The following is a 13,836-nucleotide window of genomic DNA, read 5'->3' on the forward strand; positions in this document are numbered from 1 at the left end:
GATCCGACTGCGCACTCGTCACACATCGCATTACGAAGACGCCCAGGGAGCCTGTGCAGTGAAGCAGACACGTATCGAGGACCTTCTGCCTTTGTCGCCGCTCCAGGAAGGGCTGCTCTTCCACGCGCAGTACTCCGAGGACGCGGACGCGCTCGACGTCTACACGGTGCAGCTGGCGGTGAGGATCCAGGGCCCGGTGGACGCCCCGGCGGTGCGCCGCGCGGCGGCCACCCTGATACGGCGGCATGCGAGCCTGCGCGCGGGATTCCGGCGTCGCGCGACCGGCGACCCGATGCAGGTGATCCTCCGGGACCTCGAACTCCCGGTGACCGAGCTGGACTTCAGTGATGTCTCCGAGGAGGAGCAGCGGGCGAAGGTCCGGGAGTTCGCCGCCGGGGACCGCAAGCGGCGCTTCGACATGGAGCGGCCGCCGCTGCTGCGGGTCACCATGATCAAGGTCGCGGCCGACGCCTTCTGGCTGGTGCTCACCGCCCACCACATCCTGCTGGACGGCTGGTCCGCCCCGCTGGTGATGCAGGAGCTGTTCCAGCACTACCGCGCGGGCGGCGAGGACACCACCCTGCCGCCGGTCACCCCCTACCGCACCTATCTCGCCTGGCTGGCCCGGCAGGACAAGGCCGCGGCGAAGCGGGCGTGGCAGGAGGCGCTGGCGGGGGTGGACTCGGCCACGCTCCTGGTGCCCGACGCGGGCCCCGGCGCCGAGGTGCTGCCCGAGGACCTGGTCGCCGAGGTGCCCGCGGACCTCACCGCCCGGCTCGGCGAGCTCGCCCGCTCCGCCGGTGTCACCCTGAACACGCTGGTGCAGAGCGCCTGGGGCGTCCTGATCGGCCGGCTGACCGGCCGCGGCGACGTGGTGTTCGGCGCCACCGTCTCCGGGCGCCCGGCGGACATCCCCGGGGTGGAGTCCATGGTGGGGCTGTTCATCAACACCCTGCCGGTCCGGGTGCGGGTGGACCACGGCGCCCCCTGGACCGAGCTGCTGACGGCGGTCCAGCGACAGCAGGCCGCGCTGCTGGACCACCACCACCTGCCGCTGTCCGCCGTGCAGGAGTTCACGCCGGTCACCGGTGAACTCTTCGACACGCTGGTCGTCTTCGAGAACTACCCGCTGGACTCCGACGGCATCACCGAGCCCGTCGACGGGCCGCGGATCACCGACATCACCGGCCAGGACGCCACCCACTACGCGCTCACCCTGTTCCCGACCCCCGGCCCCACCCTGCGGCTGCGCCTGGGCTACCGGCCCGATCTGTACCCGGCCGAGCGGGCGCGGGCCCTGCTGGACGGCTTCTGCCGCATGCTGGAGCGGATCGAGGCGGACCCGTCCCTCCCGGTGGGCCGCACCGAAGTGCTCGCGCCCGAGCTGCTGCGCACGGTCCTGGACGGCTGGAACGAGCCCGACGCCGGGGCCCCGGACACCTCGGTGCCCGAGCTGTTCGAGGCCGCGGTGGCCGCCGACCCGGCGGCGGTGGCCCTGGTCGCGGACGGGGCCGAGGTGTCCTACGGTGAACTGGACGCCCGCGCCAACCGGCTGGCCCGGCTGCTGTCCGGGCTCGGCGTCGGCCCCGAGACGCGGGTGGCGGTGGCGCTGCCGCGCGGGGCGGACCTGGTGGCCACCCTGCTCGCGGTGGGGAAGACCGGCGGTGCGTACATCCCGCTGGACCCCGAATACCCGGCCGAGCGCGTCGAATACATCATGACCGACGCCGCGCCCGCGGTGGTGGTGACCGACTCCTCGGTGACCTCGGTGCCCGCGGCCGGTGGCGCGGCGCGGGTGCTGCTGGACGACCCGGCGGTCCGTGACCGGCTGGCCGCCCTGTCCGGCGAGACCCCGGGGCTCGCCCCGGTGGCGGGGGACCACCCCGCGTACACCATCTACACCTCGGGTTCCACCGGCAGGCCCAAGGGCGTCGTCGTCACCCGGGACAACCTCACCAACTTCGTCCAGGACATGCGGGACCGGTTCGCCCTGCGGCCCGGGGACCGGCTGGCCGCGGTGACCACCATCGCCTTCGACATCGCGGGCCTGGAGCTGTACACCCCGCTGGTGTCCGGCGCCGGGGTGGTCCTGGCCACCCGGGACGAGGTGATCGACGTCCCCGGGCTGGCCGCGCTGCTGAAGAGCACCGGCGCCTCGGTCATGCAGGCGACCCCCACCCTGTGGCAGGCGCTGGTGTCCCAGCACCCCGAGGCGCTCTCCGGGCTGCGGGTGCTGGTCGGCGGTGAGGCGCTGCCCGCCGGGCTCGCCTCCCGGCTGTGCGAACTCGCCTCCGAGGTGACGAACCTGTACGGCCCCACCGAGACCACCGTATGGTCGACCGCCGCCCGCCTCGCCGAGGTGTCCGGCCCCCCGGCCATCGGCAGGCCCATCGCGAGCACCCAGGTCTATGTCCTGGACGCCGGGCTGTCACCGGCCCCGCCCGGGGTTCTCGGCGACCTCTACATCGCCGGGCGGGGCGTGGCGCGCGGCTACGCGGGCCGTCCGGACCTGACCGCGGAGCGGTTCGTCGCCTGCCCCTTCGGCGCGCCCGGCACCCGGATGTACCGAACCGGTGACGTGGCCCGGTGGACGGACGACGGGGAGCTGGAGTTCGCCGGCCGCACCGACGACCAGGTCAAGGTGCGCGGCTTCCGCATCGAGCTGGGCGAGATCGAGACCGTGCTCGCCGAACTGCCCGAGGTCGCCCAGGTGGCGGTCGTGGCCCGCGAGGCCGGGCCGGGTGAGCAGCGGCTGGTGGCATACGTCGTCGCGGCCCCGGGCGCGGCGGTGCCGGTGCCCGCGCTGCGCCGGTCCGTCGCCGCGCGGCTGCCGGAGTACATGATGCCCTCGGCGTTCATGGTGCTGGACGCGCTGCCGCTGACCCCCAACGGCAAGACCGACCGCAAGGCGCTGCCCGCGCCCGACTTCGGCGAGCTGTCCACCGGCGCCGCCCCGCGCACCCCGCAGGAGGAGATCCTGTGCGGGCTGTTCATGGAGACGCTGGACCTGGACGCGGTCGGCATCCACGACGACTTCTTCGAGCTGGGCGGCCATTCGCTGCACGCCACCCGGCTGGTCAGCCGGGCCCGGGCGGCGTTCGCCGTGGAGCTGCCGCTGCGGGTCCTGTGGGAGGCCCCCACGGTGGCCCGGCTGGCGGCCCGGCTGCGCGGCGCCGACGCGGCCCGGCCGCCGGTGCGCGCGGTGGAGCGGCCTGAGCGGATCCCGCTGTCCTACGCACAGCGCCGGCTGTGGTTCCTCAACCGGTTCGAGCACGGCGCCGCGGCCCACAACATCAGCATCGGCCTGCGGCTGAGGGGACGGCTGGACCAGGAGGCGCTGCGGGCGGCCGTCCGCGACGTCACGGCCCGGCACGAGACGCTGCGCACGATCTTCCCCGAGACCGACGGGGCGGCCCGGCAGCTGATCCTGAGCCCGGAGCGGGGGGCGACCGACCTGGTCGTCACCGCCGTGGACGAGCGGGACCTGGACGCGGCGATCGCGGAGCAGGCGGCGCGCGACTTCGACCTGGCGACCGAGACCCCGCTGCGGGTGACCCTGTTCCGGATCGGCCCGGAGGACCACGTCCTGCTGCTGCTCCTCCACCACATCGCGGGCGACGGCTGGTCGGTCGGCCCGCTGGCCGGCGATCTCACCTCCGCCTATCTGGCCAGGGCACAGGGAGCGGCACCGGCCTGGGAGCCGCCGCCCGCCCAGTACGCCGACTACACGATGTGGAACTACGAGGTGCTGGGCGAGGAGGACGATCCACAGAGCCCGGTCGCCCAGCAGCTCGACTTCTGGCGCAAGCGGCTGGAGGGCATCCCCGATGTGCTGGCGCTGCCGACGGACCGGCCGCGTCCCCCGGAGGCGGACTACACCGCCGAGACGGTCGAGATGGACATCTCCCCGGAGCTGCACCGGGCGCTGACCGTCGTCGCGCGGAAGACCGGGACCAGCCTCTTCATGGTGCTCCAGGCCGGTCTGGCCTCGCTGCTTTCGGCGCTCGGCGCGGGCTCCGACATCCCCATGGGCTCGCCGATCGCCGGGCGCAACGACAAGGCGCTCGAGGGGATGATCGGCTTCTTCGTCAACACGCTGGTGCTGCGCACCGACACCTCCGGCGCCCCGACCTTCCGGGAACTGCTGGACCGCGTCCGCGAGTACGACCTCGCCGCGTACGCCAACCAGGAGGTGCCCTTCGAGCGGCTGGTCGAGCTCCTCAACCCGGAGCGCTCGCTGGCCTGGCACCCGCTGTTCCAGATCTGGCTGAACGTGCAGAACGTCGAGGCCGCGGGCAGCGCCCCGGTCGGTCTGCCCGGGGTCGACGCCGAGGCGTATCCGGTGCCGGTGAACGCCACCCAGTTCGACCTCGCGTTCACCTTCAACGAGCGGACCACCGCCGACGGCGGCCCGAACGGGATGCAGGCGCTGGTCGACTTCCGGCTGGACCTCTTCGACCGGCGGACGGTCGTGGACCTCTTCGGCAGGCTGGAGCGGCTGCTGGAGCGGGTGGCCGCCGACCCCGGGCTGCGCGTACAGGAACTGTCCGTGCTGACCGAGGACGAGCGGACGATGCTCTCCCGCGTCAACGACACGGGCCGCCCCGACCTCGGCCGGGCGACCTTCCCCGAGCTGTTCGCCCGGCAGGTGGCCAAACACCCCGACGCCCCCGCGGTGGCCTTCGAGGGCAGCGAGCTGTCCTACGCCGAACTCGACCGCCGGGCCAACCGGCTCGCCCACGTGCTGTGTGCCGAAGGCGCCGGCCCCGAGGGGTTCGTGGCCCTCGCGCTGCCCCGCTCGCAGGAGTGGCCGGCCGCGGTGCTGGCGGTGCACAAGGCCGGCGCGGCCTATCTGCCGCTGGACCCGGCCTATCCCGCCGAGCGCCTGGCCTACATGCTCGCCGATGCCCGTCCCGGTGTGGTCGTCACCACCCGGGCCATCGCGGCCACCCTGCCGTCCACCGGCTCGGCCACGGTGCTGGTCCTCGACGACGAGGCCACGGCCGCCCGGGTCTCCGCGGCGCCGGACACCGCGCCGCAGGTGTGGGTGTCGGTGCGGCACCCCGCGTATGTCATCTACACCTCCGGATCCACCGGCAGGCCCAAGGGCGTGGTGGTCTCGCACGCCGGTGTCGCCGCCCTGGCCACCGGCTACGCCGAGGCGCTGGGGCTGGGCCCGGGCAGCCGGGTGCTGCAGTTCGCCTCGCCGAGCTTCGACGCGGCGTTCGCCGAGCTGTGCCAGTCGCTGCCGGTCGGCGCGACCCTGGTGATGGCGCCGCCCGAGCGCCTGGACCCGGGCGCCCCGCTGGCCGGGCTCCTCGCCGAGCAGCGCGTCACCCAGGCGACCATTCCGCCCGCCGCGCTCGGGGTGATGGGCGACGGCGAGGTGCCGGCGGGCACCACCCTGCTGGTCGCCGGTGAGGCGACCCCGCCGGAGCTGGCCGGCCGCTGGTCGGCCGGGCGGCGGATGGTCAACGCCTACGGCCCGACCGAGACCACGGTGTGCGCCACCATCAGCGCACCGCTGTCCGGGGTGGCCGAGCCGCCCATCGGCACGCCGATCCCGAACACCCGGGTCCATGTGCTGGACGCCGAACTGCGGCCGGTGGCCACCGGCATGGCCGGTGAGCTCTACATCGCGGGCGACGGGCTCGCCCGCGGCTACCTCGGCCGCCCCGGCACCAGCGCCGAGCGCTTCGTCGCCGATCCGGCCGGCCCGGCCGGCAGCCGGATGTACCGCACCGGGGACCTGGCCAAGTGGACCCGCGACGGGCAGCTGATGTTCCTCGGCCGCGCCGATGAGCAGGTCAAGCTGCACGGCTTCCGGATCGAACCCGGCGAGATCCGCTCCGTCCTGCTGAGCCGCCCCTCGGTGGCGCAGGCGGAGGTGATGGTGCGTGAGGACCGCCCGGGGGACCAGCGGCTGGTGGCCTATGTGGTGCCCGAGACGGGCGCCGCACCGCTGGACGGCGCCGCGCTGCGCGCCCACGCGGCCACCGCGCTGCCGGACTACATGGTGCCCGCCGCGGTGGTGGTGCTCGACGCGCTGCCGCTGACCCCCAACGGCAAGACCGACCGCAAGACGCTGCCCGAGCCGGAGTACGCGGGCGCCGCCGCCCCCACCGACGGGCCGCGCACCCCCCGGGAAGAGCTGCTGTGCTCGTTGTTCGCGGAGGTCCTCGGGCTGGAGCGGGTCGGCATCCACGACAGCTTCTTCGACACCGGCGGGGACAGCATCATGTCCATCCAGCTGGTCCGCCGGGCGCGTGACGCGGGCGTCAAGCTGACGCCGCGGGATGTGTTCGAACACAAGACGGTGGCCGGCCTCGCCAAGGCCACAGCCGTCGAGGACGCTCCCGCGGGGGCCGCCGCGGCCGAGCCCGTCGCGGCCTCCGCGGGGGTCGGCGACGTACCGCTGACGCCGATCATCCACTGGATGCGCGAGCGGGGCGGCCGCCCCGACCGGTTCAGCCAGACCCAAATGATGATGGTCCCGGCCAACCTCGGCGAGCAGCGCCTGCGGTCCGGGTTGCAGACGGTGCTCGACCACCACGACGCGCTGCGGATGCGGCTGCGCCGCACCGGTGGCGTGGTCTGGAGCCTGGAGGTGCCCGAGCGCGGCGCGGTCCGGGCGGCGGACTGCCTGCGCCGGGTCGATCTGACCGGGCTGGACGAGGAGCGGGCCCGGGCCCGTATGGCGGAGGAGACCAAGGGCGCCTGGGACCGGCTCGACCCCGAGGCGGGGCTCATGCTCCAGGCCGTCTGGTTCGACGCCGGCCCGGACGTCGACGGCAGGCTGCTGCTCACCATCCACCACCTGGCGGTCGACGGTGTGTCCTGGCGCATCCTGCTGCCGGACCTGACCACGGCGTGGTCGCAGACGGACGGCGGCACCCCTGAACTCGACGCCGTCGGCACCTCGTTCCGGGAGTGGGCGCAGCGGCTCTCCGACGCCGCCCAGCGGCCGGAGCGGATCGAGGAGCTGAAGTTCTGGCTGGACACCCTCGCCGAGCCCGACCCGGCGCTCGCCGACCGGCCGCTCGACCCCGCGCGGGACATCACCGCGACGACCAGGCGGCTGATCCTCACGCTGCCCACCGAGCAGACCTCGGCCCTGCTCACCACCGTGCCCGCCGCGTTCCACGCCCGGATGAACGATGTCCTGCTGAGCGCGTTCGCGGCCGCCGTCACCCAATGGCGCGCCCAGCGGGGCCACCAAGCCGGCCATCTCCTGGTCAACCTGGAGGGCCACGGCCGTGAAGAGCTCGACGAGGGCGTCGACCTGTCCCGGACCGTCGGCTGGTTCACCAGCCTGTTCCCGGTACGGCTCGACCCCGGCCCGCACGACTGGGCCGAGTACCGCGCGGGCGGTCCGGCGACCGGCCGGGTGCTCAAGCGGGTCAAGGAGCAACTGCACGCCCTGCCGGACAACGGGATCGGTTACGGTCTGCTGCGGTACCTCAACCCGCAGACCGCTCCGGTGCTGTCGCGGCTGACCGAGCCCCAGATCAGCTTCAACTACCTGGGCCGCTTCCCCGCCGCCGTGGCGACCTCGGAGGCCACCTCGGCCGAGGGGCCGGCCCCGGACGGCTTCGACCTCGACGGCGGCAGCGACCCCGAGCGCCCGCTCGCGCACACCGTCGACATCACCGCGATGACCCAGGACCTGCCGGACGGCCCTCGTCTGGTCGTCGATCTGTCCTGGGCGGGCGAGCTGCTGAGCGAGGACGAGGTCCGCGAGCTGGGCCAGAACTGGCTGACCGCGCTCACCGCCCTGGTCAGGCACGCCGAGCGGCCGGAGGCGGGCGGCTACAGCCCCTCCGACCTGACGCTGGTCCCGCTGACCCAGGACGAGATCGAGGCGGTCGAGTCCGCGGGGGCGGAGCGGCTGGAGGACGTCCTGCCGCTCACTCCGATGCAGGAGGGGCTGCTCTTCCACGCCCAGTTCGACGAGGACGAGCCCGACCTCTACACCGTGCAGCTCGGCATCGACCTCGCGGGCCCCCTGGACGCGGACAGGCTCCGCGGCGCGGCGCGGACCCTGCTGGGACGCCACGCCAATCTGCGTGCGGGCTTCCGCCAGCAGGGGCTGAGCCGCCCCGTACAGGTGGTGGTCGGCGACCTCGAACTGCCCTGGACCGAGTTGGACTTCGGCCATCTGCCCGAGGCGGAGCGGGCCGCCCGGCTGGACGCGCTGATGGACGAGGACCGGGTGCGCCGGTTCGACCCCGAGCGGCCGCCGTTGCTGCGCTTCACCCTGATCCACATGGGCGACCGGCTGGCCCGGTTCCTGATGACCAATCACCATCTGCTGCTCGACGGCTGGTCGGGCCCCCTGCTGATGCGTGAGCTGTTCGCGCTGTACGAGGCGGACGGCGACGAGTCGGCGCTGCCGGACGTCACCCCGTACCGCGACTATCTCGCGTGGCTCGGCCGGCAGGACAAGCAGGCGGCACGCGAAGCATGGCGCACGGTGCTCTCCGGGGTGGACGGCGCGACGCTCATCGCGCCCGACAGCGACGGACGGACCGCCGAGGTCCCCGGCGACCTGCTGGTGGAACTCCCCGAACGCACCACCACGGATCTGACCGCGCTGGCCCGACGCCACGAGGTGACCCTGAACACGGTCGTGCAGGCGGCCTGGAGCGTGGTGCTGTCCGGGCTGACCGGCCGGACCGACGTGGTGTTCGGCGCGATCGTCTCCGGCCGCCCCGCGGACCTCCCGGGTGTGGAGACCATGGTCGGCCTGTTCATCAACACCGTCCCGGTCCGCGCCGAGCTGAAGCCGACCGACACCTGGACGACGCTGCTGGAGCGGCTGCGGGGCCAGCAGACGGCGGTGATGGACCACCACTACCTGGGCCTCCAGGACGTGCTGCGCCTGGTCGAGCCGGACACGCTGTTCGACACGATCGTGGTGACCGAGAACTATCCGCTGGAAGGCGATGGAATGCCCGCCGTCGAGGACGGTTTGCGCATCATCGGCACCTATGGCTCGGACGCCAACCACTACCCGATCAGTCTGGTGGCAATGCCGGGACGCGCCCTGCGGCTGCGTCTGGGCTACCGGTCGGACGTCGTGGACCGCGACGCCGTGGCGGCCATCGGCGACCGGCTGGTGCGGGCGTTCGACGCCATGATCGGCGCGCCGGGGCAGCCGGTGAACCGGGTCGATCTGCTGGCCACGGACGAACGCCGCATGCTGCTGGAGGAGTTCACCGCCACGGCCCGGCCCGCACCCGGCGCCCTGGTGCCCGAGCGCTTCCAGGCCCAGGCCGCCCGTACCCCGGACGCCCCGGCGCTGCTGGACGCGGACGGCACCCGGCTCAGCTACGCGCAGCTCGATGCGGCCGCCGACCGGCTGGCCGCCGAGCTGATCGGGGCCGGGGTGGGCCCCGAGCGGCTGGTGGCGCTGGCCCTGCCGCGCTCGGCGGACCTGGTGATCGCCGCCCTCGCGGTGCTCAAGGCGGGCGGCGGCTATCTGCCCGTGGACCCGGGCGACCCGGCCGACCGGCTGGCGCACGTCCTCACCGACGCGGCTCCGGTGCTGGTGCTGACCCGCTCGGACATAGCGCCCGGCCTGCCGGAGACGGCGACGCCGGTGCGGCTGCTGGACCAGCCGTCGGACGAGCCCTCCCCCGCCGTCCCCGCAGGTCAGCGGTGGCATGCGCAGAGCCCCGCGTATGTGATCTACACCTCGGGGTCCACCGGGCGGCCCAAGGGCGTCGTGGTGGAGCACCGTTCGTTCGCCCAGTACCTCGACTACGCCGCCGAGGCGTACCCGTCGCTGGGAGAGCGGGCACTGCTGCACTCGCCGGTCTCCTTCGACATGGCGGTCACCTCGCTGTTCGGCCCGCTGACGACCGGCGGCTGTGTGCATGTGGCGGAGCTGGAGCAGAGCGCGGAAGGGCGGGTCCGGCCCGCGTTCTGCAAGGTCACCCCGTCGCATCTGCCGCTGCTGGCCGGTGTGGACCCGGAGTGCTCCCCGACCCGTGAGCTGGTGATCGGCGGTGAGCAGCTGCTGGGCGAGGCGCTGGCCCCCTGGCGAGCGGCCCACCCGGACGTGGCCGTGGTGAACGAGTACGGGCCGACCGAGGCCACCGTCGGCTGCGCCGTGCTGCGGCTGGAGCCGGGCGAGGAGACCCCGACCGGCGCGGTGCCGATCGGCCGGCCCACGCCCAACACCCGGCTGTATGTGCTCGACGCGGGGCTGCGGCCCGCGCCGCGCGGCGCCGTCGGCGAGCTCTACATCGGCGGCGGCCAGCTCGCCCGCGGCTATCTGGGCCGGCCCGCTCTGACGGCGGCCCGGTTCGTGGCCGATCCGTTCGGCGCACCGGGCGGCCGGCTGTACCGCACCGGCGACCTGGCGCGCTGGAACGCGGACGGGCAGCTGGAGTACCTGGGCCGGGTGGACGAGCAGGTGAAGGTCCGCGGCTACCGCGTGGAACTCGGCGAGATCGAGGCCGCGCTGGCCCGGGACCCCGAGGTGGGCCGCGCCACGGTCGTGCTGCGCACGGACGAGGGCGCGGGCAAGCGGCTGGCCGCCTATCTGGTGCCGGCGGCGGGCACTGGGCTGGACGCCGCCGCGGTGCGCGCGCGGCTGGCCGCGGCCGTACCGGACTACATGGTCCCGGCCGCGTTCACGGTGCTCGACGAGCTGCCGCTGAACGCCAACGGGAAGGTCGACCGCAAGGCGCTGCCCGCACCCGACTACAACCCCCGTGAGTGGAGCGGACCGCGCACCCCGCAGGAGGAGATCCTGTGCGGGCTGTTCCGGGAGGCGCTGGGTCTTGACGTGGTGGGCATCCACGACAGCTTCTTCGACCTGGGCGGCGACAGCATCATGTCGATGGGCCTGGTCAACCGGATCCGGTCGGCGTTCGGCGTGAAGCTCGGCATGCGGACGGTGCTGACCGCGCCCACCGTCGCCGAACTGGCCCAGAAGCTCGGCGGCGACGCGGAGCAGGACTCACTCGATGTGCTGCTTCCGCTGCGCGAGCACGGCAGCCGCACCCCGCTGTTCTGTGTCCACCCCGCGGGCGGGCTGAGCTGGAGCTACTCGGCGCTGCTGCGGAGCGTGGACGCCGAGCACCCGGTCTACGGGCTGCAGTGCCGGGGACTGGGCGGCGAGGCGGACGCGCTCCCCGCGACCCTGGAGGAGATGGCGGCCGACTATGTCGCCCAGATCCGCCGGGTCCAGCCCACCGGACCGTACGCCCTGCTCGGCTGGTCGCTCGGCGGCACGGTCATCCACGCCATGGCGGCGCTGCTGCAGGCCGAGGGCGAGGAGGTGGCGCTGCTGGTCAACCTGGACGAGTACCCGCTCGACCGGTCCCAGCCGCTGCCCGACCGGCTGCCGGACGAACAGGACGCGCTGCGGGTGCTGCTGGACTTCGAGGGCTACGACGTGGACGCCCTGGGGGACGCGCGGCTGACGCACGGCCAGGTGGTGACCATGCTGCGGGATCGGCAGTCCGTGCTGGCCAGCCTGGACGAGGACAACGTGGCCGCCCTGGCCCGTGCCTTCGCCAACAACCGCCGGCTGTTCATGGCCTATGAGCCGGCCCCCTACCGGGGCGACCTGCTGGTGCTGGTGGCCGAGGAGGACCCGTCGGTGCCCGCGGCCGACCTGGCCGCGCGCGCCGAGCGGTGGCGGCCCCATGTCGACGGACGGATCGAGTACCGGCGGATCGGATGTGCCCACCCGTACCTGATGCGCCCCGAACCGGCCGCCGAGATCGGCCGCGTACTCAACGAGAAGCTCCGGGAACTCAAGTGACCCGATTGGTGGAGAGATGAGCGTGCAGACAGCGACGAGCCGCGACGAGATACCGGAGGAGATCTCGGCCATCAACCTGGTCGATACCCGGACCTACCTCGAGCACGACATGGACGCGTACTGGCGCCGGCTGCGCGCCGACCACCCGCTGTACTGGCATCCGCCGGTCGACGGCAAACCCGGCTTCTGGGTGGTCAGCCGCTACGCCGATGTGATGGCGCTCTACCGGGACAACCAGCGGCTCACCTCGGAGAAGGGCAACGTCCTGGTGACGCTGCTGGCAGGCGGCGACTCGGCGGCCGGCCAGATGCTGGCGGTGACCGACGGCCGGCGCCACAAGGACCTGCGCAACGTGATGCTCAAGGCGTTCTCGCCGCGAGCCCTGTCCAAGGTCGCGGAACTGGTCCGGGTCAACGCCCGCCGAATGATCGCCGACGCGGTCCGGCGGGGGGAGGGGGACTTCGCGTCCGAGGTGGCCTCGGTGATCCCGCTGACCACGGTGGGCGGTCTGCTCGGGGTGCCGGTGAAGGACCACTCCTATCTGCTGGGCCTGACCAAGTCCTCGCTCAGCTCGGACGAGGCGGACCAGGCCCCGGAGGAGGCGTTCCTGGCGCGCAACGAGATCCTGCTGTACTTCAGCGACCTGGTCGCCGAGCGGCGCGCCGATCCGCAGGACGACGTGATCAGCACGCTCACCGCCAGTGAGATCGACGGGGTGCCGCTGACCGATCAGGACATCGTCTTCAACTGCTACAGCCTCATCCTGGGCGGCGATGAGACCAGCCGGCTCACGATGATCGACTCCCTCTACACCCTCAGCCGTGAGCCGGAGCAGTGGAAGCGGCTCAAGGAGGGCTCGGTGACGCTGGAGTCGGCCACCGAGGAGGCGCTGCGCTGGGCCACCCCCGCGATGAACTTCGGCCGTACCGCGCTGGTCGACATCGAGATGGCCGGGGGGACCATCAAGGCGGGCGACGTGGTGACGCTGTGGAACACCTCGGCCAACCGCGACGAGTCGGTCTTCGACGACCCGTACGTCCTGGACCTCGGCCGTTCGCCGAACAAGCACATCACCTTCGGCTACGGTCCGCACTTCTGCCTCGGCGCCTATCTGGCGCGGGTGGAGGTGAAGGAGATGCTGGACGCGATGCGGACCTTCAGCGACGGTATCGAGCTCACCGGTGAGCCGCGCCGGATCCACTCCAATCTGATGGCCGGGATGTCGACCCTGCCGGTCCGGTTCCGACCGGACGAGGCGGGGCTGGCCACCGCCGACGACTGACCGGTCCCGGACCCCGGACGAACGACCGCCCGGCGCCCCCACGAGGGGACGCCGGGCGGTCTTGCGCTCACCGGGCCCGTCAGCGCGTGGGCCCGTCAGCCCGTCAGGGCGGCCCCGGCCTCCGGGGACTCGACGGCCACGGGCCGGGCGGAGCGCCGGCGCCGGTAGTAGTGCACCGTCAGGAGGCCGAGCAGCGGTCCCCAGGCGACCAGCGGCGCGTACGCGATCCAGAAGGCCACGGACTGCCAGCCGTGGATGCCCAGCCCGAGGGGCTCTCCGGTGATCTTCATATCGAAGGCGATCATGAATAGCGCGTAGGGAAAGATCAGCAGCGCCAGCGAACCGAGGCCGGCCGGGATCACGGCCGCCAGGGTCGGCACCCGGCGCCCGCGCAGACCGGGCATCCAGTTCGGCCACACCTCGCCCCACCGGGTGACCAGCCCGAAGGACAGGAACGCCAGCGCCTCGCTGAAGACGCTGAGCCCGATGACGTACCACCAGCCGCCGCCGAACATGTCCGGGGTGTCCGAGGAGCCTGGGCCCGTCGAGTTGTGCTCCAGCAGCGGCGCACCCAGGTTGACGCCCGCGATCCGCCAGATGCAGGAGGGCAGCGTGACCAGGGTGATGGCGTAGGCGGTGCGCACGGCCCAGCGGGGCACGCCCGCGGCCACCTGGCCGTGCATCTTCGTCAGGATGGTGCGGGCGGTCATGGGCGAATCCTCCTCGTCCGGATGCCGGGTCGGTGTGCGGAGGATCGGGTGCGTCCGCCGACCCG

3 protein-coding genes are annotated in these 13,836 nt (G+C 73.2%); 2 read left to right on the top strand and 1 reads right to left on the bottom strand.

Translation table 11 applies throughout. The features are described 5' to 3' along the window. The first annotated feature begins 58 nt into the window (after positions 1 to 58). Both ACFYOY_RS16020 and ACFYOY_RS16025 read left to right on the top strand, forming a co-directional pair. The gene (locus ACFYOY_RS16020; protein ID WP_388587545.1) at positions 59 to 11,779 is read left to right on the top strand and encodes an amino acid adenylation domain-containing protein; all 11,721 of its coding nucleotides are present in this window, start codon (positions 59 to 61) and stop codon (positions 11,777 to 11,779) included. Positions 11,780 to 11,795: 16 nt separating this feature from the next. Continuing rightward, complete coding sequence (locus tag ACFYOY_RS16025; RefSeq protein WP_351881680.1) at positions 11,796 to 13,061, top strand: cytochrome P450; 1,266 nt, start codon at positions 11,796 to 11,798, stop codon at positions 13,059 to 13,061. Positions 13,062 to 13,156: 95 nt separating this feature from the next. Here the strand turns inward: ACFYOY_RS16025 and ACFYOY_RS16030 are convergent, their stop codons facing one another. Then, positions 13,157 to 13,771, bottom strand: coding sequence for a hypothetical protein (locus tag ACFYOY_RS16030; protein WP_351881677.1), 615 nt, complete (start codon positions 13,769 to 13,771; stop codon positions 13,157 to 13,159). Positions 13,772 to 13,836 lie beyond the last annotated feature (65 nt).

The sequence above is a fragment of the Streptomyces sp. NPDC007875 genome (assembly GCF_042868035.1).
Lineage (GTDB): Bacteria > Actinomycetota > Actinomycetes > Streptomycetales > Streptomycetaceae > Streptomyces > Streptomyces antimycoticus.